Source organism: Hymenobacter canadensis (genome assembly GCF_027359925.1).
Classification (GTDB): domain Bacteria; phylum Bacteroidota; class Bacteroidia; order Cytophagales; family Hymenobacteraceae; genus Hymenobacter; species Hymenobacter canadensis.
Genome location: NZ_CP114767.1, coordinates 503,486 through 527,431 on the forward strand (window position 1 = coordinate 503,486; position 23,946 = coordinate 527,431).

Here is a 23,946-nt window from a genome sequence, read left to right on the forward strand (position 1 = left end):
CTGCCGCACCATGCCCCTACATCCCGGTAAAACGCTCGTCATCCTGGGTCTGCTGCTGGCCGCTTTCGGCGCTTTTCTGTGGTTGGGCGGCAGCAGTTTGTTAGGATGGTTCGGCTACCTGCCCGGCGACATCCGCATCAAGCGGCCCGGCTTCTGACTCTACGCACCTATTGTGTCCATGCTGCTGGTGAGTCTGGTACTGAGTATGGTGTTGTGGCTGTGTCGGAGGTGGGGTGGATGCGAACTTACTTGCCGAGCCGGCGGCTCAGCCGAAGACCCAATTGGCGCTGGGTGGGGTTGCCTAGGGTAAGGAAGGTACTGGCGCCCCACTGCGGAGTCAGCTGGCCCTTGGCCTCAGCAAAGCCCGACCAGCGGGAGTTGCCGGGTATCAGGGCGTAGTTCTTGGCTACTGCTGCGCCAGCTATCAGTTGCCACCGGGTGCTGCCAAACCCCGTGCCCATGCCGATGCGGTGCTGCGGATTGCCGGAACCATAACCCAGATAGTTGAAGTCGAATTGCCCGAATGCCCATTCGCGGCGGCCGAGGCGCAGCGAAACCTGAAAGTCGCCGGGGTTTATCTGGTCGCCGGAGCGGGGGCGGTGGTAGCCGAGCGGGCCCAGCAGCAGCCCCAGGCCGAGGCCGAATCCTGGCCGGTCGGCCTGCAAATACGGATTAAAGCCCCCGATGACAGTGCGCTTGACAGGGTTGTCGGGATACAAAACCGACAGCGAATCAGAAAATGTCGGCAGCTGCCGGTCGGTGCCAACGTGCAGGCGGAGGCCAAAGGTGACATCGGCCTTGTGTTCCTGGCCTTTGGCATCGGTGCCGGCAGTACGGGTACGGGCCAGGTCCAGGGTGCCTGTTGTGTAGCGGTGCTGGTAGGGCAGCAGGGGCGAACTACCGCCACAGCCGCCTTCCGTATTCTGGAGCCGCTCAAACTCACCGGTACTCACGCCCGCACTCAGGGTGGTGTAGTGTTCCCGCTGGTTTTCAGCTACCGGGGTCTGGCTGGTGAGCACCAGGACGCCGGCGGCCAGCGTGAGGGGCAGCGCCACGCGGGCGGGTCGGATAGTGGTGGCCGCCCCCAGCAGCAGCGCGCCGCCTTCCAGTACCAGCACCGTGAGCAGCAGCGTCTTTACCACCAGTACCTCGGGCCGCGTGAGAGCCTGCGGCCCCAGCCAGGCCGTGAGCAGTAGCAGCCCGGCCACGGCCAGCAGGTTGCGTATCGGGTTTGGCGTGGGCATCTGCTCGGGCTGCAGCACCGTGTGCCGGCTGCGGTAGATCAGCCACGCCCAGCTGCCCAGCACCAATGGAACTAGCAGCAGCAGCGCCCATTGCACCTGTTTCAGGGCTAGGCCGGCGTGGGTATGGAAGTCGGCACCCACCTGCTCGCCGGCCGGGTCGCGCCAGAACTCAATCAGGAAGCGGCCGGCCAGCAGTAGCCCCAGGTGCAGCAGGCGGCGGCTGCCGCCCGGCCACGCCCGGTGCCGCGTGAGCAGCAGCACACCACCCACGGCCAGACACAGTACCAGCGAATACAGCTGCGTAGGATGCACCGGCAATGAGTGAACGGCATCAGGTGCAATCAGCCCGCGGGACTCCTGCCACAGATAGGGCAGCGTACCAGGCGCGTAGGTGAGGCCCCAGCCCCCGGCCGTCAGCTCGCCGAAGCAGCAGCCGGTGAGCACGCAGCCCACGCATTGCACCGCCAGCGCCGCACACATTGGCAACGTGAAGGCGTCAAATACGTGCCAGCTGAACCCGAACGGCCGGCGCAGCGCCAGCAGCGTGAGCGTGCCGGCCAGGGCCCCGCCCAGCACCGTGCGCGCCCCGGAATCCGGCCAGTGCCCCGTGTGCAGCAGCTCCCGCCATTCCGGCCCCGACAGCGCCAGCAGCTTGGTGCCCAGAATGAAGCTGAGGGTGGTGCAGGCCAGCAGCACCAGCCACGTGCGCATGGGGTAGGCGCGGCGGTGCCCTTCCCACACCAGCAGCGCTAGATTCAGGCTGAAGGCCAGCAGGTAAAACATAGTGTAGTAACTATGCCCGACGGCAGTGGGCAGGGGCAGTGTAACGGTGCAAAGCATAGGCGTAGCGGAAATACAGACAGTAAAAGCCAGGGCTATTCTCACCGGCAAAGCAACCGCAGGTACAAAAACTGAATGGCCGTCAATCCAGAAGAAAGACGGCCATATACACCTTGCAGGTCACTAAAATCAGCGCGCCGGCCCAGTCCGGCCCGGCTTTCATAAGAATAGGGTGGTAACGGAGGCTAAGCTACCAGTCGCCCCCTGTGGTCGCCAACCAAGATTACGTTCTGTCAGACTTTCTATAGAACATTGAAAGTTGTTATGTATCAGATAGATAGAGTATTGTGCTATATGCTATAGGACTTTTGGTTGGCGAAATAATAACATCATTATGCTGATTTTTTGTACACATGTCAGACGAAGAGCCATTCCAGCTTCCTGCAGTGCTATCTGTTGTTCATAGCTGCGCCGGCTAAACAGCATCAGCAACGACGAGACGCGAAGTGTCGCGTCTCTACATCGTTCGGTCTACTGCACTGCTGACTAAAGCCGCTGCTTACGCGTGCTGCTTGGCCGGCACAGCTGGCTGTGGCAGCGGCACTGAGTCGCCGTAATGCACGATGTTCTCAATCATGCCCTTAAAGATGATAAAGTGAAACGGTACCAGCGAGTACCAGTACAGTCGCCCGGCCAGGCCGCGCGGGCGGAAGGCGGCCAGCTGCTCCAGGGTGTGCGAGCCGTCGTCATTGGGTAGAAGGCGGAACTGCAGCCACGCCTCGCCGGGGAGCTTCATTTCGGCGTAAAGCAGCAGCCGGCCTTGGGCCCGGTCGGCCACGAGCACGCGCCAGAAGTCGAGCGGGTCGCCGGCGCGCAGGTCGGTGGGGGAGCGGCGGCCGCGGCGCAAACCCACGCCGCCCACCACCTTGTCCATGAGGCCCCGGATGCGCCAGAGCCAGTCCACTTTGTACCAGCCCCGCTCGCCGCCGATGCTCCACACGTTCTGCAGCACCTGCTGCGGGTCGCGGGTGAAGCGCAGCGTCTGGCGGTCCTGCAGCAGGCCGTACTGCGGAATCCGGATGTGGTCCATGTAGTTGCGGGGCATTACGCCGCTGCTCAGCGCGTCGCTCCAGCTGCTTACCACTTCGTTCTGCTCGATGCGCTGGAAGGCCAGGTCCACGGCCTGCCGGTAGCTCATGCAGGTGTGCGGCACCACGGCCGCAATGCTGCGCTTGGGGTTGGCCACGGTATCGTTGCGCAGACTTTCCACTAGGCTCTGGGCCAAGGAAAACGTGGTGCGCGTGACCAGAAACAGCCACCACGACGACAGCCGCGGCGTGAGCACCGGCACCGTAACGATGTAGCGCCGGTAGCCGCGGGCGGCGGCCAGCTCCAGCAGCATCTGCCGGTAGGTTAGTACGTCGGGCCCGCCGATATCGAAGGAGCGGCCGCGGCAGGCGTCGTTGTCGAGCACTTCGGTGAGGTAGTGCATCACGTCGCGGATGCCGATGGGCTGGCAGCGCGAGTTCAGCCAGCGCGGCGTAATCATCACAGGCAGCTTCTCCACTAGGTCCCGGATAATCTCAAACGACGCCGACCCCGAGCCGATAATGATGCTGGCCCGCAGCACCGTGAGCGGCACGCGGCCTTTGCCCAGAATCTTTTCCACGCCCTTGCGCGAGCGAAGGTGCACGCTCAGCGCCCTGTCGTTGGCGATGCCCGATAAATAAATCACCTGGCGAGCGGTGGTGCGGTCGAGGTAGTCGCGGAAGTTGAGCGCCGACTGCTGCTCCAGCCGGAAAAAGTCCTTGTCGTGCCCGCTCATCGAGTGCACGAGGTAGTATGCCGCGTCGATTTCCAGCGGCAGCTGGGCCAGGGTTTCGGGCTTGAGCAGGTCGCCTTCGGCCACCGTCACGCTGGCGCTCAGGCTGTCCGGCAGCTCGAAGCGGCGCGGGTCGCGCACGAGGCACACTACGTGGTGGCCGGCCGCTACCAGCAGCGGCAGCAAACGCTGGCCAATGTAGCCGTTAGCTCCGGTAAGCAGAATGTTCATGGCGCGGCGCGGTAGGTGTAACTATGTAACTCCCAGAGCGCGCAGAGGTTGCCGCGTGCTGTGGCACGTCCGAATCACAGAACGTCATGCAAAGCGGAGCGAAGCATCTCGCCATTGTGGTGAATATACCACACTGATGAGATGCTTCGCTCCGCTCTGCATGACGTTCCTTCGCTAGCAATAACAGTACAGCTACCCGCCCACGTACACCGCCGCCACCTTCTCGCGCAGGTTATAGCCCGACGACATCACCTCACCATAGGCCCCGGCCGAGCGGATGGCTACCAGGTCGCCGCGCCGGGTTTCGGGCAGCGCCACGGCTTTGCGGAACGTGTCCGACGACTCGCAGATGGGGCCCACCACATCGTAGAGCAGCTCGGGGGCGGTGCTGCTCAGGTTCTGGATGTGGTGGTAGCTGCCGTAGAGCGCCGGGCGCATCAGCTCGGTCATGCCGGCATCCAGAATGGCGAAGCGCGTGGACTGGCTTTGCTTCACGTAGAGCACCCGGCTCAGCAGCGTGCCGCACTGCGCCACCACGGCGCGGCCCAGCTCCACGTGCACCTGCTGGCCCGGGCGGCGCACCAAGTGCCGGTCAAACATCGAAAAGTAGCCCTCGAAATCCGGAATCAACTGGCCGTCGGGCTGCTCGTAGTTGATGCCGAGGCCGCCGCCCACGTTGAGGTGCGGCAGCTGGTGGCCCTGGCTTTCCAGCCAGGTCTGCAGCTCGTTGAGGCGCTGGCTGAGCTCGGCAAAAACGGTCAAATCGGTAATCTGGGAGCCGATGTGGGCGTGCAGACCCACCAGCTCCAGGTGCGGCCAGCTGCCGAACTGCGCCACCACAGCCGGCAAATCAGCGAGGCTGATGCCGAACTTGTTGGCCTCCAGGCCAGTGGTGATGTAGGCGTGGGTGTGGGCGTCCACGTTGGGGTTCACACGCAGGGCCACCCGCGCCGTGCGGTCCTGCGCGCCGGCCAGCTCGTTCAGCACCGCCAGCTCCTCCGCCGACTCGGCATTGAAGCACCAGATATCTGCCGCCAGCGCCAGCCGGATTTCGGCGTCGGACTTGCCCACGCCCGCAAACACCACGTGCTCCGGCGCGAAACCGGCCTCCAGGGCCCGCTGCACTTCGCCGCCGCTCACGCAGTCAGCACCCAGACCGTGGGCTTTGATGCGGGCCAGCACGGGCAGGTTGACGTTGGCCTTGAGGGCGTAGTGCACCTGAAAATTGCGCGGCCGGGCCGCCTGCTGCAGCGCTGTGAGCGTGGCATCCAGCAAACCCAAGTCGTAGTGGTAGAAGGGAGTGGGCTGCGCGTGCAGCTCGGGGGCAAGGGTAAAAGGCATAGAGGCGGGGCCTCACCCCCTAGCCCCCTCTCCCGTGGAGAGGGGGGACTAGTTTCTAGCCTAGTAAAAGGTTAGAAACTGGTTGAAGGTGAGGTGTGAAAGTGTGAGCTAGAAGTTACTTGTTTAGAGCTAGTCCCCCCTCTCTTTGGGAGAGGGGGCTAGGGGGTGAGGCCCGCTGAAACAGGCCGGCATTCAGGGCTTTCAACGTCCGTACTTTGTCGGAGGAATGCACCAGCAGGCTGATGTTGTTGGGCGAGCCGCCGTACGAAATCATGCGCAGCGGCACGTCGGCCAGCGAGTCGAATACGAGGCGGGCGGCGCCGTTGGTTTCCTGAATCAGGTTGCCCACGAGGCAGATGATGGTCTGGTCGCGGTCCACCGTCACGGTGCCGAAACCGCGCAGCTCCTCCAGAATCTGGGGCAGGTGCGTGGCGTCGTCGATGGTGAGCGACACGGCCACTTCCGAAGTCGTAATCATGTCGATGGACGTGCGGTGCCGCTCGAAGACCTCGAACACGCTGCGCAGGAAGCCGTGCGCCAGCAGCATCCGGCTCGACTTGATGTTGATGGCCACCAGCCCGTCTTTGGCCGCTACAGCCTTGATGGGCTCGGAGCCGGTCTGGCTGGAAATGAGCGTGCCGGGGGCCTCGGGCTGCATGGTGTTCAGCAGGCGCACCGGAATGCCGTGCTTGGCGGCCGGCAGAATGGAGCTGGGATGCAGAATCTTGGCCCCGAAGTAGGCCAGCTCGGCTGCCTCGTCAAACGACAGCTCGCGGATCGGATAGGTGCCTTCCACCACCCGCGGGTCGTTGTTGTGCAGCCCGTCGATGTCGGTCCAGATCTGAATTTCGGTGGCGTCGGCGGCGGCCCCGATCAGCGAGGCCGAGTAGTCGGAGCCGCCGCGCTTGAGGTTGTCGGTTTTGCCGTGCGCGTTGCGGCAGATGTAGCCCTGCGTGACGAACAGCGGCCGGCCTTCGTGCTGCGCCAGCTGGGTTTGCAGGTGCTCCCGGATGTAGTCGGCGTCGGGCTCGTCGTTGTGGTCGAGGCGCATGAACTCCAGCGCCGGCAGCAGCACGGCGTCGCGGTGGAGCACGCCGGTCAGGTAGTGGTGGAACAGGCAGGTGCTCAACAGCTCGCCCTGGGCCAGAATCACCCGCTCGCCCGAGGCCGACAGCGGCTGCCGCGTGAGGTCGAACAGGGTGTGGAATACGGTGTCCAAGTCTTTGCTGGCGGCGGCGGCCAGGGCGGCATCGGGCAGCAGCTCGCGGGCCACCATCAGGTAGTCCTGGCGCATGATTTCGATGCGGGCCGTGGCGGCGGCCACGTCCTCGGTGCGCAGCAGCTCAGCGATGCCTACCAGCGTGTTGGTGGTGCCGCTCATGGCCGACAGCACCACGATGCGCCGCTCCTGGGGCGCATGAATCAGCTCGGCTACCTCGCGCATCCGCTGCGCCGACCCGACGGACGTACCGCCAAACTTGAGAACTTTCATAGTGCAGGAAACCGAATTGGAAGGTCGGGAAAGGCGCCCGCCAGGTTGCGGACAGAGTGAAACATCAGGCTAAAAAAAAGCGCCGATCCTGGGGAGGACCGGCGCTGGAAAGTTCAGTGGTAGGGAGGTACGACGAACGGTTGCGACGGTCAGGTCGGGTTACGTTTCTTCGATTTCTTGACCATCATCAGGCCCAGGGTCAGGCCGGCCCGCTTGCTGCTCTTCCGCACTACGCACCCTGCGCCGGCACAAGCCAGCGAGGCACAGGAAGCAGACGAAACAGCGGAAAGGCGCATGATGGGAGGGGCAAAGGCTGGCGCGAGGAAAGAGCTTCCGCGCCGTTTTGCGGCCGCAAGTACGGCCGCAGTTGTGGTAACTTCCAAATCGGACCCGTAAAAAGTGCCGCTACAGCTGCTGGCAGCACACCGTTTCTGTGCTGCCAGCAGCCACGCCGACGTACAGTGATTGGGCGGCTTGCAGCAGCCCGCCCTGCTTACGAAACCGTGGTAGCCGACTGCCCTTGCGTGAAGCCCCGGGCCAGATTGGTAAACTCCGACGGGATGAGCACCACGGTGGTCGTGTTGTTGTCGATGCCGATTTCCGAGAGCATCTGCATGCGGCGCAGCTCCAGGGCCATGGGGCTGTTTTCCATCTCGCGGGCACCCTGGGTGAGCTTCACGCTGGCTTCCAGCTCGGCTTCGGCCTTGATGATGCGGGCCCGCTTCTCGCGGATGGCTTCGGCCTCGCGGGCCATGGCGCGCTGCATGGATTCGGGAATCTCCACGTCCTTGATTTCCACCAGCTCAATCTTCACGCCCCAGGGCTCGGTGGCGGCGTCTACCAGCTGCAGCAGGGAGGCGTTGATCTGCTGGCGGCCGCGCAGGACCTCGTCGAGCTGGTGCTGCCCGATGATGTTGCGCAGCGCCGTAACGGCCAGCTGGTACACTGCTTGGTTGAAGTTGGCCACCTTGATGATGGCGTTGGCCGGATCCACTACCTTAAACCAGAGCACGGCGTTTACCTTAATAGTTACGCTGTCTTTGGTGATGGTTTCCTGTTGCTCCAGATCCACGGTTTTGGTGCGGATGTCGATGGTTTGCCGGCGCTCAATGAACGGGATAATCCAGTACAGCCCCGGCCCGCGCTGCCCCACATACCGGCCCAGCCGAAACACAATAGCCCGCTCGTATTCCTGCGCAATGCACAGGCCCATGAAGAGCAACACCAGCCCCAAGGCAAGAAAAATATACAGCGTAAGCATAATCAGGAGTGGCCTAGGGCCGCAAAAGTGAAACTGTTGCGACAGGTGGTACACGCGCCATGCCAGCCGCTGGTTTGCTTGGCATGAAAGCGGATTACGCTTCAAAAACGAAGTTTTCAGCAGCAGTGGAAGTGGCAGCTAATTATTCTGCCACCCCATTTTGGTAGGGTGCGCCACCGAAATGGTAAGGGCGCCTCAGGGCAGCGGTGGCAGGTTATGCCAGTCGTGCGTGCAGCCGTGCTGGCATTCTGTGCGGCGGCGGTGCGCGTCGGCGCTGCTGAACAGGCTCAGCAACGCCCGGAAGGCATTCGGATACTCAGGTGGGGGCAGTTGCTGGATGCGGCGCAGTGCCTCCGGCAGGCCGTGAACCCGCAGCAGCACCAGCGGGGTGGCGGTGGGCTTCACGGGGGCTTCCGCCAGGGCCTGCTGCACCAGCGCTGGGGTGGGGTGCGCCTGTTGGATGTAGTCCGCCAGCTCCGCCAGCCGGGCCTGCTGCTCCACCGCGGGCAACGCGGCAAACCACGCCCAGGCCCATTCCCACGGCAGCTGCAGCTGGGCCAGTCGGTTGAGGACGTTATCGGGTGTGGATTGCATGGGTGAGGGCAGGCGCTGAAAGCTATGTGGTGACGCCAGCGTCCGCCAAGAACGCCCACCCGCAACGCAGGATACCTACTTCTTCACGGTAATGGCTTCGACAATGGCCGTGAGTTCGTTCAGGCCGTCGGGGGAAGCGCTGTGGACGAATACGTGAGCCAGCGGTCCGCTTTTGCCCAGGGCGGCCGGAATAATCTGCTCCCGCCAGTACAGCTGATCCGTAGGCTTGCTGAAGCCCATCCACTGGATTTTTTTACCTAAAAAGTTGCCATCCAGCGGCTGCGCGGTACTGGCGGGCACGCCTTCGTCGCGGTAAACCGGGCTGGGGTGGTTGCCCAGGTACACCGTAATGCCGCTGGTGCTTTCCGCGAGCAGGGGCGTCATGGGCCGGATGCTGTACACGAAAAAATCGTAGCTCTGCTTGCGGCTCAGGACGTAGTTTTCCGGCAGCTGAAACACCAGCCTGTCCTGCGTTTCAGTGTGGGCTTTGCGGCTGAGCAGGCGTTTGCCAGGGCGCACCGTGCGGAATACGCTGTCTGCCAGCGCCTCGTATCTGGCCTTGCGCGGAAAGCCCTTTGGGTTCACGTATGCATCTACCACCAACACGGTGTTGTCGATGGTGCGCACGAGGAGCCGCTTGAGCAGAATGGCCGAAGCTGCCGTATCGTGGCGGGTGGCGGTGCTGACCACTGCCGTCAAAGAATCGGTATTGCCAATGACCTGAGTGGTAGCAGGAAAGCGGCCCGCCTCGAAAGCAGCGGCCTGGCTGACGAACTGCTTATCTGCCAGCCGGAACAGCTCACGGGCAAAAAACACCACCCGATGCTCCCCAAAGTCCATCACGACCCGGGTTTCCAGCTGCTCGTCCGGCTTGGCCGACATAATATCCACCGGCCGGGCCGAGCTGACTGCGCTGGCTGGAAAACGCAGGTAGGCCCGCCCATCCAGAATAGAGGCTTGCTTCGGTAGCGCGCCCGGCGCTTTCGTCTGCGCCCAGCCTGCCTGGGCAGCCATCAATCCGGCCGTAATCAGCCCGTAAACCGCAGTGCGAAAATGGATAGGCATTGAGAATAGAATGCGTCGTAAAGTGATTTTAGGGCAATATAGGCACTTGGCTAGGTCTGGCAATAGCACAGCAGCGTTGCGCCCTGAAAAAACGGCGCCCACAAAAAAGCCCTCCCGCCTTGGCGGAAGGGCTTCAGGAATACCAGAGCCGGGGCCGCGCTACCGCACCGGTTTCGGCAGCACCGGCAGGCTCTCGTGGCCCTCGGCGTCCACGCTAACCACCCCGAAGATGAAGTTGTCCTTGCTGTGGGGTAGGTCGGCTTTGGTGTCGGTCACGAAGAACTTCTGCTGCCACTCGGGGGCGCTGGTTTCGCGCATGAGCACGTAGTAGCCGGCCGGCTTCTCGCCGGCTTTCGGGGCTTCCCACTTCAGCTCGGTGCGGTTGGTGAGGTTGGCCGTGAGCACTCCCACGTTCTCGGGGGCGGCGGGGGCCAAAGCCAGCGAGGCCAGCGTCGCCAGGTTCACGCCGGTGTTTTTGCGCAGGTAGGCGAAGTCCATGAACTTGGCGTGGTCGCCGTATTCCTCGCCGTTTTCAGTGCGCAGGTCCTGGTGCTGGTGGCGGAAGTCCTCGTTTACCTCCGAGAAGCGCACCGCCGTGAAGCCCTGCTGGTTGAAGGGCGTATGGTCGCCGCCGCGCAGGAACCGGTCGGGGCGGTACTCCAGCACTACCTCGTGGCCGGGCACGTACTGTTTGGTGGCCTCGCGGCTGTAGCGGGCCAGCTGCCGGCTGGGCGAGTCGTTTTCAGAAGAAAGCGTGCGGCGCACCTTGGCTTCGTCGGGCGTTTCGGTGGCGGGCACGCCTTCACTGAATACGCGCAGCTGGGTGGTGTTCTTGATTTCGGGGTCGTGGCCGGTGGAGTTGCCCATGATGTCGTTGTTGAGCATCGCCACCAGGTTCCAGCCTTCTTTCTTGGCGCGCTTGGCCAGGTACGTGGAGCCGTAGAGGCCCTGTTCCTCGCCCTGCACCGCCACGAAGATGATGGTGGCCGGGAACTGCTGCTTGCTCATCACGCGGGCCAGCTCCATCACGGCTACCGTACCCGAGCCGTCGTCGTTGGCGCCGGGCGCGTCGGCGGTGGCGTTCATCACGTCCGTCACCCGCGAGTCGATGTGGCCGCTCACGATGAAGACGCGCTTGTCGGTGGGGTCGGTGCCGGGCAGCGTGGCCATGACGTTGGCCATCAGCACGGGCCGGTTAATGCGGCGGCCGTCGGGCTTGATGGTGAACGTGTCCTGCTCGACTTTCAGGCGGTTGCCGCTGGCTTTGGCGTACTTGCGGAACTCGCCTTCCACCCAGTTGCGGGAGGCCCCGATGCCGCGCTTTTTGCTTTTGGTATCCGACAGCGTGTGGCGCGTGCCGAAGCTCACAAGCTTGTCGATGTCGTCGCGCAGGTTCTTTTCGGAAATTTCCTCCACCATCTGCCGGATCAGCGGGTTGGGCGTGGTGGTGGGTTTGGTCTGGGCGAGGGCAGTGGCCGTGAAGCCCAGCGAAAGCAGAAAAGGAGTGAGGAAGCGCATAGTAGAAAAAGGTAGAATTACAGGGACGCAGCCCGCCCGCACAACGTTGCGGCCGGCCGCAAAGTAACGCCAATCTTTTCCCCGCCATCCGGGATATATTCCGGCCTCCGTCAGGCTTGGGCGCAGCTGAAGCCTGACGGAGGCAGGGCAGGGCCTGGCATAGAAAACCAGGCAGCCAAGCCGGCCAAAAGCCAGGGTGGGAGCCCGCCGCAGAACCGACGCTGCTTCCAACCGTCCGCACACAAAGCCGCCCGCCGGCAGAGCGCAGGCGGGCGGATGAAGAAAGTCCTTGCAACTATCCGCGGACAGGCCCGCACAGCGTTGCTTCAAGCCTCCATATTGGCTGTAATCTGGGCCGTTACCTGGCGCAGCAGCTTGTCGGTTTTGCCAACCAGGGCTTCCAATGCGGGCTGGTCGAAGGGGCCGTCCCAGTTTTCGAGCTGCTCCATCAGGGCCAGCACCTGCTTGATCTGCAGGTGCCGCAGGCTGGGCTTTATTTTGTGCGCTGCCCCACGTAGCGCCGGCAGGTCCTGGGCGGCCAGGCCGGTGTGCAGCGTGTGCAGCACATCGGTGCTGCTGCTCACGAAGGTGCGCAGCATGAACGTCACAAAGTTCGCGTCGTCGTGGGCGGCCTGCCGCAGCAGGTCGGTGCGGTAGAGGCAGTTGGCGGCCTCCGTATTGGGCGGCGAGAGCAGCCACTCGTGCACCATTTTCAGCAGCTCATCCTCATGAAACGGCTTCGACAGGTAGTCGTCCATGCCCGCGGTCAGGCAGGCTTGGTTGTCGCCGCGGATGGCGTTGGCCGTGAGGGCAATGATGGGAATGGTCAGGCCCAGCTCCTTGCGCAGCCGCGCCGTGGCCTCGTAGCCGTTCATGATGGGCATCTGCACATCCATCAGCACCAGATCGAAGGCTTGCCGGCGGGCCAGGTCCACGGCAATAGCGCCGTTTTCGGCTTCGATGACTTCGATGTGGGCCTGACGTAGAAACGACTTGGCCAGCAGGCGGTTGTACTCGTTGTCTTCCACCAGCAGCACTCGCTTGCCGCGCATGCCTTCCCGGATGAACATCGAGCCCAGGGTAAGTTCCTTGCGGGGCAGGTCGGAGACGGAACCCGTGGGCAGCACCAGCGTGAAATTGCTGACCGTGCCCTGGTATTTTTCGCTCTGAATCTGAATTTCGCCACCCATCAGGTGCACCAGGCTGCGCGAAATGCTCAGGCCCAGGCCCGTGCCGCCAAACTTGCGCGACACCGACGAGTCTTCCTGGCTGAAATTCTCAAACAGCCGCTGCAGGTAGGCCGGGTCGATGCCGATGCCGGTATCGCGCACGCAGAAATCAACGATGGTAGCATGTTCGACGGTGCCCGCCAGCTCGCACGACACCACTACGTGGCCCTTCTCGGTGAACTTGATGGAGTTGCCGGCCAGGTTCAGCAGCACCTGCGTGATGCGGTACGGGTCGCCGATGAGCACGTCCGGCACGTCGGGGCTGACCTCCAGCAGAAAGCTCAGGCCTTTGTCTTCGGCCTTGTAGCGCAGCGTTTTCTCCACCTGCTCGCACACGCGGCGCAGGCTGAAGCCGATCCGCTCGATGGCCATCTTGCCCGCATCAATTTTTGATAGGTCCAGAATGTCGTTGATGATGACCAGCAGGTTTTCGGCCGAGGTGGAAATGGCGTGCAGGTAGTTGTGCTGCTGGCCCGAGAGCGACGTTTTGTTGAGCAGCTGGCTCATGCCCAGAATGGCGTTCATGGGCGTGCGGATTTCGTGGCTCATGTTGGCCAGGAACATCTCCTTGGCCCGCGTCGATTCCTCGGCGTGTTTCTTGGCCTCGCGGAGCTTGGTTTCCATCTGCTTCTGGTGGGTGATGTCCAGGTGCACGCCAATCGAGCCGATCATCTGCTTGTCTCGGTCGAAAAGCGGTGAGCGGCCCACCAGCAGCCATTTCAGCTCGCCCTGCTTGGTTTTGATGGGCAGCTCGTAGGTGTCGGTGAGGCCGGCCGTGTGGGCGGGGCGGTTTTCCTGCACCAGGCGCTGGGCGGCCTCGTTCACCAGCAGGTGGTCGAGGCGGCGGTTCAGAGTTTCCTCCTTGGAGTAGCCGCTGATCTGGCAGTAGCTCTCGTTGGCAAACAGCACCTTGCCGTCCAGGTCGATTTCCAGCAGGCCCAGGTTGAGGTTTTCCAGAATGCTGCGGTACTTTTCCTCGCGCCGCCGCAGTAGCGCATCATCGTTGTTGCGCTTCGTGATGTCCTCGTATTTCCACAGAAAGCCGATGTAGTTGCCGTTGGCGTAGATGGGCGTCGCCTGCCGGTCGAGGGTGCGCCCATCTTTCAGCCTGACCACCATGCTGTCGGAAGCCAGGTACTGGCGGGTGCTCCGGCTGGCCCCGATAAAGTCCTGCTGGTCCAGAAACTGGCCCCCGATCTGCTGCACCAGCCAGCGGCAGTCGGAGCCTACCAGCTGCTCGGGCGTGTAGGGCAGGGCAAACATCTCGCAGAAGGACTCATTCACCAGAATCACCCGCTCGTTTTCGTCTTCCAGCAGCACGGCCCGCTGAATGCTGGCAATGGTGCTGCTGAGCCGCAACGAGGAGGCCTCCAGCTCCAGCTTGGCCTTCGTGATTTCCGTGACGTCGGTGTGAGTGCCCGTCACCAGCAGCGGGTTGCCCTGCGCATCGCGCTGCGTGATCATGCCGCGCGACAGAATCCAGCGGGATTCGCCGTGGGCATCGAGCACCCGGTACGTGGCCGAGTAAACAGCCGCTTCGCCGTTGAGGTAAGCCATAGCTGCCCTGTGGGCTTCTATCTGGTGCTCGGGCAGAACATTATCGAAGCAAAGCCAGGACGCGGCGGATTGGTCGAGCTCCAGTGGCTTCTCGTTGTAGCCCAGCAGCGTCCGGTACTTCGCCGACAGCACGTGCTGCTGCGTCTGGCAGTTGTATTCCCAGGTGTCATTGCCGATGCCATCCCGAGCGGCCTGCCAGCGCTTTTCGCTTTCCTGCAGCGCCATCTGGCTTTCCACCAGGCTGGTTACGTCCTGCAGAATGGCCCGAAAACGTACGCCCAGCGGGCCCGCCTCGGATACTTCGGCCGTGCCGCGCCACCAGCGCATGGGTTGGCCGGCTATCAGCGCCCGTCCCTCAAACTGCCAGCTGGTCTGCTGCCGCATGGCAGTTTCCAGGGAATGCAGCACCTGCAGGCGGTCTTTCGGGTGCACAAAGCCGATCAGGTCCCGAACATCGTTGCAGGCCACGCCAAACAGCCGGTGCAGCACCGGGCTCATGTATACGGTCTGGCAGGTGCCGTCGGGGCGCTGATACCATTCGCAGAGGGCACCGGGCACGCCTTCGGCCAGGTCCTGCAGGGCCGGCAGCGGCGCCACGGGGCCCGCGGCCAGCCGGGCCTGCAGCTGCTGAATTTCCTGCTGCTGCTGCTGCACCGTGGCGCGCAGCCGCTGCTGCCGCAGCACGCGCGACGCGGCTTTTTTCGGCGATGATGAAGAAAACGGGGGTAGGAGTACACTCATATTTCACCTTCCTGAACCATTTTATAAATCGTAGAGCGGCCGATATCCAGCTTCTGCGCTACCAGGGGTACATTGTTCTGATACTTGTTGAGGTGGTGCCGGATGATGGTGCGCGTGTATTCGCGCAGCGTCTTCTCCTCCAGAAGCAGCTCATTGCTTCTGGCCGAAGGCGTAAACACAATGTCGGAAAGCTGGATTTCGGTGCCGTTGCTGAGTACGGCCGCCAGCTCCATCGTGGTTTTCAGCTCGCGCACATTGCCGGGGTAGTCGTAGGCCAGCAGCTTGGCGCATACCCCCGACCCCAGCTGCAGGGGCGGCTTGCGGTACTCCCGGCAGAAATCGTCCACGAAATGCTTGGCCAGAAACACAATGTCGCTGCTGCGTTCCCGCAGCGGCGGCAAATTGATGGGCAGCCCGATGATGCGGTAGTACAGGTCTTCGCGGAAGCCGCCGCCCCGCACCTCGTCGGCCAGGTTCTTGTGGGTGGCCGTAATCAGGCGCACGTTCAGCTTGATGGTTTCGCTGCCGCCCACCCGCTGCAGTTCCCGCTCCTGCAGCACCCGCAGCAGCTTCGACTGGATGGCAGCGGGCAGCTCGCCGATTTCGTCCAGAAACAGGGTGCCACCATTGGCCTCCTCGAAGCGCCCGATTTTGCGGCCCTGCGCGCCCGTAAAGGAGCCTTTCTCGTGGCCAAATAGCTCACTTTCCACCAGCTCCGACGGAATAGCCGCCATGTTCATGGCCACGAATGGCCCTTTGTGCCGTTCCGAGTTCATGTGGATGGCCTTGGCCACCAGCTCCTTGCCCGTGCCCGTTTCCCCGGTAATGGACACGTTAACGGGCGTCTGGGCCGCCTTTTCCATTAGCGCGAAGGTGGCCTGCAGGGCAGGGCTGTTGCCTTTGAGCAGGTTGTTGAACGTGTATTTCTCGTGCAGCTGCTGCTCCAGGCGCTTCACTTCCTGCTTCAGGCTGGCGTTTTCGCGCACCCGCAGAATGGCGTTCCAGAGCAGCTCCTTCGTGTTTTCATCCTTGATAAGGTAGTCGGTGGCACCTTGCTTGAGCAGCTCCACAGCCGTCACAATCTTGCTTTGCGAGCTGATGACGATGACCGGCAGCCCTGGATATTTACCTACCAGCTTTTTGAGCAGTTTGTCACCGCTGATATCCGGCAGCGAAAAGTCGATGGTAATGACATCAGGGCGCGTGGTTACCTTCTCAAAAAACTCCTGCCCCGAGGCATACAGACTAACGCAGTAATCGGGGTTGAGCGAGAGCTGATACTGCAGCAACTGTCCGTACCAGGGGTCGTCCTCGATAATGCAGATGGTGAACTTTGAACTGGAATCGGTTTTCATACTCGGTAAGGCTGGGTGCCGCAAAGCGGCGAAGCGGATGACGAAATCAAAGCGGGCAATCAATTACCCGAAATGGCAGGCAGCTGGCCTCCACAGCCCGGTAAGCTGTAGAGGGCAGGCCAGTTGTGGCACGTTGCCAGGCTATTCCGGCAGATACACCGGGTGGCCAGGTGCTGGAATATTTCGATGCCCCGAAGGCACCGACGCAGATAGGTAGGGTAGCAGTAGGTTGGTAGTGGTGCTGGGTAGATTATTATTTTTCATACAATATATTTGCCTTGAATCCAGGAGGAATAAAAAATCCGTAGTTGAAAATATGCAACTAATAACCATAGTTAGGATTGGCCCGTAGACCAGGTAGCAATTACCTCATGGTAACCAAAAGGTAAAAATACGCAATCAAACCTGCGGATAATAAACGGTGATACTATTCGCAACAAGTTGATAGACAGGTTTCTCAATATTAGAAAGTTGAAAAATTGGTTATTTATCAATAATCTAATAGTTGGCTGCACGCTAAGGCATAAATACAATATCAATATGCTGTGTGCGTATACTATAAACCGGAATATTCTCAAAATGGAAGTGCTGATTCCTTATTTAGGATGAGCTGTATCTTTTGTGTTTGTATGGGTATTGTTATATTATTTGAGCGTGAATTGTTGCTATTTGCTGAGGAGCTTCCTGCTTAGATGGGCAGTAAATGAATGCAGGGCTTACGCTTCGTGCTCATAAAACATATTGAGGGCCTGATAGTGGCCCAGCTGGTTCTGCAGCAGCACTTCCTGGCTGAACTGGCTCAGGCGCGGCTGCAGGCCGCCTTTTTCCGTGGCGGTGCACACGCTATGAATGAGGTAGTTGTATTTGCGGGCCACCACATCCCAGGTGTAGCGGCGGCGGGCAATGGCCTGCATCGTGGCTCCCTGGCGCTGCCATTGCGCAAACGCAGTGCTCTTGATAGTGGCTTTGATATCTTCCTGCGTGCTGAAAAACAGGGCTTTGTGCTCGGTGGTGGCCTTGTTGAACGAAACCCCAAAGGCCAGCACCGGCAGGCCCAGAGACATAGCTTCCACCAGCGACGGATTGGTACCGCCTGCGCTGTGGCCGTGCACATACACAAAGCAGTTGCCGCGCAGTACATTCAACTCGTTCTGGTCGTAGATCGGGTCGAGCAGGTGCAGGTTGGGGTAGGTGCCGTAGCGGGCCTTCATGGCGCGGCCAAACTCGCTGTTGTTCCAGTTGCCAACCAGCACCAGCGGATACTCGGGCAGCTCGGCAAACGCCGCCAGAATCATCGGCACGTTGTTTTCGGGTTCGATGCGGCACACCTTGAACGCGTAGGGGTGGCACAGAAATGGGTAGCGGATTTTGTGCTCCTGGGTGATGGGCTGGCGGGCAGCATGGTCGCCGCCGTACTCTACCACCCGGCTGCGGGTGCTGTAGGTCTGGGCCGTGTAGTCCTGGATGGCGTCGTTGTCGGAGATGTCGGCGTGGGAAAACCGGACGGCCAGGGCCTCGGCCAGCCGCAGATACCAGCGGGCCAGGAAGTTCCACTTGGCCCGCCGCCACTCAATCCCGTCAATAGACACGATGATGCGCTTGTTGGTGAACAGCTTCACGAAAGGCAGCATAATGCCGCCTGACACGCCCAGGACCAGCAATACGTCGGCGTAGAACAGCGCGTGCAGGATGGAAAAGCAGTCGTAGAGGATGCTCTGGATGCCATTGGCATCGAAGGGCAGAAACACCAGCCGGGCCCCGTCGCAGTGCGACTGGCGCTGGGCTTTGGGGTAGCGCTTGTTGGTGCAGTACACCGTGAAATCGTGTTCCTGGCTGAGATGCTTGACCAGGTAGGCGGTCAGGGTTTCGAAACCACCGTAGCAGGCGGGCAAACCAACGGTGCCGATAATGGCTACTTTCTTGCTGGACATGAGGGGGAAAGAAAAACCAGGCTGGCGGTGCCGGGCCGGGGTAGCAGAATAGGAATAAGGGAAAGCGAAAAAAGGCTAGGCGCGGGCCGTAACGTGGCCCGGCACATAGGCCGGAGCTGTGGGCCGCGCCGACGACACCACTTCGGCCTGAAACTGCTGCTGCAGCTGCTCGGCAAAGCGCGCCGGCGAAAAGTAGGCGGCGCGGTGGCGGCAGGCGGCGGCCATGCGCAGGTAGGTGGGGCGGTTGGTGGCCAGCAGGTTCAGGGCCAGCCGCAGGGCCGGCAGGTTGTGCCCGTCGATGGCGAAGCCGGTCTGGCCTGCTTGGTTGACTTCGGCCACGCCGCCCATCGTGGGCACCAGCACCGGCCGGCCGTGCTGCAGGGCCTCCAGAATGGTCATGCCGAAGGTTTCCACCCACTCGGTGGGGCGCGACAGGTTGGCTACCACGGCCGCACGGCGGTAGAAGGGGTGCATGTCGTGCACCGCCGCAAATAGCGCGAGGTTGGGCGGCAGCGTGTGCTGCTGCCGGTAGTGCTGAACCTGCGCGGCCGGGGCGTTCAGCACCAGTTCGAAGTGCAGCTCGGGCATGGCCGCGGCCAGCGCCACAAACTCGGGCACACCCTTGTAGTCTTTCAGCGAGCAGGCCATAAGCACTGTGAACGGCCCGTCGGCAGCCGGCCCGTCGGCCTCGGCCTCGGCTATAAACTCCGCCGACAGCACGTTGGGCACCACGGCCTGCTGCGGCACGCGCAGCGCCAGCGTCCGGCGTACATACTCCGACACAAACAGGGCCCGGTGGGCCGTATGGTTGGCCACCGCGCGCAGCAGCCGCATCAGCAGGGCCGGCCGGATGGACACTTCGTGCAGATGATACACTACCCGCGCGCCCCGGCAGCGGGCCGCTAGTGCCGCCGCCGCCGGCAGCAGCGAGTTGACGTAGACCACCGTGCCGGGCCGCACCAGCCGCAGCACCTGCCCGAATACCACCAGCTGCACCCACGCAAAGCGCAGCAGCGTGCGCCAGCGGCTCGGCGACCATTGGTAGGGCAGGGCATGGGTGCTGATGCCAGGCAGGTCGCTCAGGAAGCCGGTTTCGCCGGTCGGGGTGCCCGTGAGCAGGTCGATGTGGAAGCCGGCGGCGCGCAGGCTGAGCAGGGCGTTGCGCAGCACCAGCGGGCTGCCGCTGCGGTCGTTGAGGAGATGGACGGCAAGGATGCGTTTCATGACTGCGACAGGGCTTGCTGATAGACGTGGGCCAATTGCTGGCCGCGCCGCGCCCAGGTGTGGTGGTCGGCGACGTGGGTGCGGCACAGCTGCGCCTCGGTGGCCTGCAAAGTGGGGCTGGCAAACAGGGCCGTCAGCTGGGCCGCGAAATCGTGGATGTTTTGCCGGAAGGTGCCGTAGGGCACCGTCAGCCGCGAGGCGGGCGGCACCAGCTCGCCGGGGCCCTCGTTGCGGTAGCAGAGTACCGGCACGCCGTAGCTCATGGCCTCCGCCACCACCATGCCCGCCCCCTCATGCGACGGGAAAAAAAACACGGCGGCTTCGCGGTAGAGCGTCAGCAGCTCGGTGCGCTCCAGCCAGGGCCGGTGCCGGGCGCAGGCGGCTAGGCCCCGGCGCTGCAGCAAGTGCAGCAGCTGTGCCTGCTCAGGCCCGCTCCCGATGAGCAGCAGCTCGGCGCGGGCCTGGCTGGCGGCGGGCAGGGCGTGGTAGAACTCGGCAAAGGCCTCAATCACCATATCGAAGCCCTTAAGCGGCACCATGCGGGCCGCAATCATCACCACAAACCGGCCATCGGCGGTAGGCCGGAGCTGGTGGGGTGTTTCGGGGGGCAGGTCTACGGCTACGGAAGGCATGATCTGGAAGCGGCCGGGGCGCAGGCGCAGGCGCGGGGCCACGGTGGAGTTCATGCACAGCACCTGGTGGGCCGAGCGGCGCGTAACGCGCAGAAAAGGGTCGAGGCGCCAGAAGCTGTGCTTCATGAGCGTCAGTAGGCGGTCTTTGCCGTAGGCGGCGGCGCCGTACTGGCGCAGGTGGTCGGCCGGAATGGGCGGGTGGTGCCCGATAGGCCCCCACACCAGCGGCCGGCGCAGCAGCCACAGAAACGAGGGCGTCCAGTCGTTGTGGAAGTTGAGGTTGTGCACCAGATCCACGGCCGGCCGGCGGTGCCACAGCCACAGGCCCAGCCCCAGCTGCCACATATAAAAGTAGAGCACCGACAGCAGCGGCCCCTTTTTCCACCAGCGCATCCAGGCCGGCAGATCGAAGTAGTCGAACTGAATGCGCGCGGCCAGTGGGGCCAGCTCGGGATGGGCGGCCAGAAACTGCTCGATGGGCGGGCGGTTGTTGCGCCGCGTCACGGCCACTACCCGGTGGGTGGCGGCGGCCTGCAGAATGAAGTTCCAGCCCATGCCGTCTTCGGAGCCTTTGTACGGATTCACGGCATATGCCGTCAGCAGGATGGTTTTCATAGAGCCAGCTCGGCAACGTGAGGCGTGGCCGGCTGGGGCTCACGCGAAGAAAGAATGCGGGCCGGCACCCCGCCCAGCACGCTACGCGCCGGAAACGAGCGGGTAACCACGGCCCCGGCCGCCACCACGCAGCCCTCGCCCAGCACCACGCCATCGAGCACCGTCACCTTGCTGCCAATCCAGCAGTTGGGGCCGATGTGAATGCCGCGGTGCGTGACGCCCTGCTGCCGGATGGGCGTGGTCAAGTCGGCGTACTGGTGGTTTTCGGGGTGGCAGCTGAAATACTGCCCGATGATGCAGTCATCGTCGATGCGCAGGCCGCCGGCGCCGCCCAGGTAGGCAAACTCGCCGATGCCGACGTGGTGCCCGATGCGGATAAACGCCCCCGGCTGCTGCAACGACGTGGACACAATCACCTGGCTGAATGCCCCGATGCTGACGCTGTGGCCCAGCGTGAGGCCGCCGGTGGAGAGCCCGCTGAACCGCACCTGGTCGCCGGCTTTCAGCCAGCGGCCAAACCGGATGCCGCTCAGATACTGAAACGACACGCCCCGGCCCAGCATGGCACCGTGGCTGGCGCGCCCCCGCAGCCAGAGCTGCGTGCCGCGCAGCATGGCGCCGGCTGTGCGCAGTGCAAAGCCCGCCAGCCAGCCCACCGGCACCGCCTCATGGATAGAAAAATGCGGGTTGCGGCGGCGCACCCAGGTTTCGAGCAGCTGTTTCATTTGATTTCCTGTTGGAGGTAGCCGCCGATGAGGGCGAGGGTGTCGTCGAGGTTGTGGTTTTCGATGGGCACGTACTGCGACTGGCGGTAGCGCCCGGCCAGCTGCCCGAACAGGTCCTGGTACTTGGTGGTGAGCTGCACGATGGTTTCGCCGGACAGCTCCTGCTTGCGGCGCAGAATCACCTCGGGCGCGGCGTAGAGGAAGAAGTTCAGGCGTGGCTTATTCACGAAGGCGTACAGGGCGCGGGTCAGGCGCTCGGGCACCGCAATGTTGCTGCGGCGGCTGTCGTTGATGAAGTCGAAGTAGTACCGGTCGTAGAGCACGATGTGGCCGCGGCAGGTGTATTTCAGCCACACCACGCCCTGGCCCAGCACGTAGTCGAGGTAGTAGTAGGCGAAGCGGGCCAGCGAGGAGGTCAGGCGCTGGTTGGCGCCCTGGCGCGGCAGCGAGGCCCCGGCGCGTTGCTCGGCCCCGGCCCGGCCGTACTTCCAGGCGCTCAGAATGGGCAGCACCGACGGCCGGTGCCGGATAACTACCACCCGCTTGCGCCACTTCTTCTCCAGCCGCTCCTTCACGTGCTCTATCACCGTGGACTTGCCGGCGCCATCCACGCCGCTGAACGTTACCACGAAGCCATTGGGCCGGAAAAACGACGCCACCGTGCTCAGGCCGTAGCGCACGGTGCGCGCCAGCCGGCGCACCGTCGAGTTGCTGGGCTGGTTGCGGATCATCAGGGCCAGCTGCCGGCCAATCAGCGGCTGGTACTGCGCCGCCGAAGCCACGGAGTCGAAATGCAGGTTGTATTTATCCACGAGGTGGTGCAGCAGCTCCTGCTGCTCCTGTGGGCTCTGCTGCTGGAAGTAGTGCAGGTGGCCGGCCGGCATGCTGCTTTGGTTCAGCCAATAAAACAGCCAGGTGTATTCGAAGTCGTGGTGCAGGGCCAGCACCGGCACGCCGGGCGCGCTGGGGTCTACATGGTCCAGCACGTCGTCGGTATCGAGCAGCTGCAGGCCTTTGCGGTGCAGCTGGTGCAGCAAGTCCACCGATAGAAAGGAGCCGTCCTGAAAAAAACAATCCACGGAAACCATGTGGGCCTGGCGCCGCACCCCCGCCGAGCGCACCAGCGGAAAGGTGCGCAGCCACCCGGCCAGCTCCCCGGCGTTGAGCCGGGGCAGCAGCAGGTCCACGTCGGAGGTAGGGGCGGGGTAGTAGGCATTGGCGGCGCGCTGCTTCAGCACCACCCCTTCGTGGGCCGGCAGCGCGTCGAGCAGGTCGAACAAGCACAGCTGGCGGTGCTCGGTGTGGGCGGCCAGCTCCAGCGTCAGGAGCGCGCTCCAGCCGCCGAGCAGCCACTCCACCTGCGTGTGCCACTCCGGCTGGGCGTGGTAGATGAGGGCGTAGCTGGAAACCTGGTGCAGCAGGTAGAGCTGCCAGGCCAGGCGCAGCTGGGCTTCCGGAATGGCCGGAAAATGCGCCTGCGCCTGCGCCCATAGTTGCCTCCGGATCTGGGCGGCGGGGCGGCGGCTCATCAGCAGCCCCTCCTGCACCCCGAAATGAAACAGGTCGTAGAGCTGCGGGGCGGCGTCCTGGGCAAATTCCAGGTCGTAGATGGCCAGCTCGTTGCGCCCCAGCCAGCAGTTCCAGGGCGTGAAGTCGCCGTGGGCGAAGGCCAGCGCCACGGTCTGCTCCGGTTCGATGCTGCCCATAACCAGCTGCAGCTTGGCGCGCAGGCCGTAGGGAATGCGCGTTTCGCGCAATTCCCCCAGCTCCGTGAGCTGGCGCACCACGGTGTGCCAGAACGGCGTGGCGGCCAGCGTTTGGTGGGTGGTGGTGGTGCGCAGCTGCTCTTGCAGAAACCGGAAGTGGGCCGGCATGAGCCGGGTAGCACGGCGGGCGTGGGCGGGCTTCACACTGCGCTGGGCCAGCAGGCCGGGGCGGGCCGTCACCACGGCCGGCACCCGGTAGGTGGTGGCGGGGCGGGCCGCCAGGCTGCGTAGGGCTTGGGCTTCGGCCTGCACCTTGGCATCGGCGGCCGGCGTGAGCGGCAGCTTGGCAAACAGCAGCTGGCCGGCTCCGTCGGGGTAGCAGCACACGGCTTTCCGAAACGGGCCGGGCGTGCCCAGGAACAGGGCAAAGCCCACCGGCGACCAATGCTGGGTGCCAGCGCAGGCATAGCGGCCCGGCAACACCGGAAACAGCCAGCGGTGCAGCCCCAGCCAGAAAGCCAGCTGCACCAACCCTCCAAACAGCCGCGCCTTGGGCGAAGCAGCACTGTAGAATTCCAGAAAGAGCGGCTGGCGGAGCGTGGCGGCCCACACCCAGCGCAGGCTGCCATTGGGGTTGCGGATGCCGCGCAGCTGCGTGCCGCCCTGCGCCACTGGCACGTAGCCCAACCGGCCCATCAGGCCAGAGAGCAATTGCTGATCTGTATCAAATAAGGTAGTCGTGGTCATGCCAGCACCTCTGCGAAGGCTGGGCCAAAAAGAAATAACTTATTAAATCACTGATAGCAAGAGTTTTATTTTATATAGATAATGCCGTGTACTCCATAAAGTGGACGGCCTATCCAGTTTATGGGGTTACATAGAA

The 23,946-nt window shown here is 63.0% G+C and carries 16 protein-coding genes; 1 reads left to right on the top strand and 15 read right to left on the bottom strand.

Annotated elements, in window-relative coordinates:
- Positions 1-10: 10 nt before the first annotated feature.
- On the top strand, positions 11-157 hold the full coding sequence (locus tag O3303_RS02180) for a DUF2905 family protein (protein ID WP_269560429.1): 147 nt from the start codon (positions 11-13) through the stop codon (positions 155-157).
- Positions 158-245: 88 nt separating this feature from the next.
- Here the strand turns inward: O3303_RS02180 and O3303_RS02185 are convergent, their stop codons facing one another.
- The 15 genes from O3303_RS02185 to O3303_RS02255 form a co-directional block, all read right to left on the bottom strand.
- Positions 246-2,027: a prolipoprotein diacylglyceryl transferase family protein gene (locus O3303_RS02185; RefSeq protein ID WP_269560430.1), complete on the bottom strand. Its 1,782-nt coding sequence runs from the start codon at positions 2,025-2,027 to the stop codon at positions 246-248.
- A gap of 556 nt (positions 2,028-2,583) precedes the next feature.
- Positions 2,584-4,077: an SDR family oxidoreductase gene (locus tag O3303_RS02190; RefSeq protein WP_269560431.1), complete on the bottom strand. Its 1,494-nt coding sequence runs from the start codon at positions 4,075-4,077 to the stop codon at positions 2,584-2,586.
- Between the two features lie 192 nt (positions 4,078-4,269).
- The gene (gene lysA / locus O3303_RS02195) at positions 4,270-5,418 is read right to left on the bottom strand and encodes a diaminopimelate decarboxylase (RefSeq protein ID WP_269560432.1); all 1,149 of its coding nucleotides are present in this window, start codon (positions 5,416-5,418) and stop codon (positions 4,270-4,272) included.
- A gap of 115 nt (positions 5,419-5,533) precedes the next feature.
- Positions 5,534-6,910: an aspartate kinase gene (locus tag O3303_RS02200; protein ID WP_269560433.1), complete on the bottom strand. Its 1,377-nt coding sequence runs from the start codon at positions 6,908-6,910 to the stop codon at positions 5,534-5,536.
- A gap of 493 nt (positions 6,911-7,403) precedes the next feature.
- Complete coding sequence (locus O3303_RS02205; RefSeq protein WP_269560434.1) at positions 7,404-8,171, bottom strand: slipin family protein; 768 nt, start codon at positions 8,169-8,171, stop codon at positions 7,404-7,406.
- 195 nt (positions 8,172-8,366) lie between these two features.
- Positions 8,367-8,765 carry a DUF5958 family protein gene (locus O3303_RS02210; protein WP_269560435.1) on the bottom strand — a complete coding sequence of 133 codons (399 nt, stop codon included), beginning with the start codon at positions 8,763-8,765 and terminating at the stop codon, positions 8,367-8,369.
- Positions 8,766-8,840: 75 nt separating this feature from the next.
- On the bottom strand, positions 8,841-9,830 hold the full coding sequence (locus O3303_RS02215; protein ID WP_269560436.1) for a hypothetical protein: 990 nt from the start codon (positions 9,828-9,830) through the stop codon (positions 8,841-8,843).
- A gap of 159 nt (positions 9,831-9,989) precedes the next feature.
- Positions 9,990-11,348 (bottom strand): M20/M25/M40 family metallo-hydrolase, encoded by a 1,359-nt coding sequence (locus tag O3303_RS02220; RefSeq protein WP_269560437.1) that lies wholly within the window; start codon positions 11,346-11,348, stop codon positions 9,990-9,992.
- Positions 11,349-11,674: 326 nt separating this feature from the next.
- Positions 11,675-14,875, bottom strand: a complete 3,201-nt coding sequence (locus O3303_RS02225) for a PAS domain S-box protein (RefSeq protein ID WP_269560438.1) — start codon at positions 14,873-14,875, stop codon at positions 11,675-11,677.
- Complete coding sequence (locus O3303_RS02230) at positions 14,872-16,230, bottom strand: sigma-54-dependent transcriptional regulator (protein ID WP_269560439.1); 1,359 nt, start codon at positions 16,228-16,230, stop codon at positions 14,872-14,874. The genes O3303_RS02225 and O3303_RS02230 overlap by 4 nt, the downstream gene beginning before the upstream one ends.
- A gap of 716 nt (positions 16,231-16,946) precedes the next feature.
- Complete coding sequence (locus O3303_RS02235; protein ID WP_269560440.1) at positions 16,947-18,161, bottom strand: DUF1972 domain-containing protein; 1,215 nt, start codon at positions 18,159-18,161, stop codon at positions 16,947-16,949.
- A gap of 75 nt (positions 18,162-18,236) precedes the next feature.
- Positions 18,237-19,385: a glycosyltransferase family 4 protein gene (locus tag O3303_RS02240; RefSeq protein ID WP_269560441.1), complete on the bottom strand. Its 1,149-nt coding sequence runs from the start codon at positions 19,383-19,385 to the stop codon at positions 18,237-18,239.
- Positions 19,382-20,632 carry a glycosyltransferase family 4 protein gene (locus O3303_RS02245; protein WP_269560442.1) on the bottom strand — a complete coding sequence of 417 codons (1,251 nt, stop codon included), beginning with the start codon at positions 20,630-20,632 and terminating at the stop codon, positions 19,382-19,384. Before O3303_RS02245 ends, O3303_RS02240 begins: the two co-directional genes overlap by 4 nt.
- Positions 20,629-21,357 carry an acyltransferase gene (locus O3303_RS02250; RefSeq protein ID WP_269560443.1) on the bottom strand — a complete coding sequence of 243 codons (729 nt, stop codon included), beginning with the start codon at positions 21,355-21,357 and terminating at the stop codon, positions 20,629-20,631. The genes O3303_RS02245 and O3303_RS02250 overlap by 4 nt, the downstream gene beginning before the upstream one ends.
- Entirely contained in the window at positions 21,354-23,810 is a 2,457-nt protein-coding gene (locus O3303_RS02255; protein ID WP_269560444.1) for a nucleoside/nucleotide kinase family protein, read from the bottom strand. The genes O3303_RS02250 and O3303_RS02255 overlap by 4 nt, the downstream gene beginning before the upstream one ends.
- Positions 23,811-23,946: the final 136 nt, after the last annotated feature.

Bases quoted from the DNA above. Each gene is read 5' to 3' on its own strand.
- O3303_RS02250 (WP_269560443.1), bottom strand. From the start codon at position 21,357: ATGAAACAGCTGCTCGAAACCTGGGTGCGCCGCCGCAACCCGCATTTT.
- O3303_RS02235 (WP_269560440.1), bottom strand. From the start codon at position 18,161: ATGTCCAGCAAGAAAGTAGCCATTATCGGCACCGTTGGTTTGCCCGCC.
- O3303_RS02255 (WP_269560444.1), bottom strand. From the start codon at position 23,810: ATGACCACGACTACCTTATTTGATACAGATCAGCAATTGCTCTCTGGC.
- O3303_RS02240 (WP_269560441.1), bottom strand. From the start codon at position 19,385: ATGAAACGCATCCTTGCCGTCCATCTCCTCAACGACCGCAGCGGCAGC.
- O3303_RS02185 (WP_269560430.1), bottom strand. From the start codon at position 2,027: ATGTTTTACCTGCTGGCCTTCAGCCTGAATCTAGCGCTGCTGGTGTGG.
- O3303_RS02180 (WP_269560429.1), top strand. From the start codon at position 11: ATGCCCCTACATCCCGGTAAAACGCTCGTCATCCTGGGTCTGCTGCTG.
- O3303_RS02190 (WP_269560431.1), bottom strand. From the start codon at position 4,077: ATGAACATTCTGCTTACCGGAGCTAACGGCTACATTGGCCAGCGTTTG.
- O3303_RS02230 (WP_269560439.1), bottom strand. From the start codon at position 16,230: ATGAAAACCGATTCCAGTTCAAAGTTCACCATCTGCATTATCGAGGAC.
- lysA (WP_269560432.1), bottom strand. From the start codon at position 5,418: ATGCCTTTTACCCTTGCCCCCGAGCTGCACGCGCAGCCCACTCCCTTC.
- O3303_RS02220 (WP_269560437.1), bottom strand. From the start codon at position 11,348: ATGCGCTTCCTCACTCCTTTTCTGCTTTCGCTGGGCTTCACGGCCACT.
- O3303_RS02215 (WP_269560436.1), bottom strand. From the start codon at position 9,830: ATGCCTATCCATTTTCGCACTGCGGTTTACGGGCTGATTACGGCCGGA.
- O3303_RS02225 (WP_269560438.1), bottom strand. From the start codon at position 14,875: ATGAGTGTACTCCTACCCCCGTTTTCTTCATCATCGCCGAAAAAAGCC.
- O3303_RS02205 (WP_269560434.1), bottom strand. From the start codon at position 8,171: ATGCTTACGCTGTATATTTTTCTTGCCTTGGGGCTGGTGTTGCTCTTC.
- O3303_RS02200 (WP_269560433.1), bottom strand. From the start codon at position 6,910: ATGAAAGTTCTCAAGTTTGGCGGTACGTCCGTCGGGTCGGCGCAGCGG.
- O3303_RS02245 (WP_269560442.1), bottom strand. From the start codon at position 20,632: ATGAAAACCATCCTGCTGACGGCATATGCCGTGAATCCGTACAAAGGC.
- O3303_RS02210 (WP_269560435.1), bottom strand. From the start codon at position 8,765: ATGCAATCCACACCCGATAACGTCCTCAACCGACTGGCCCAGCTGCAG.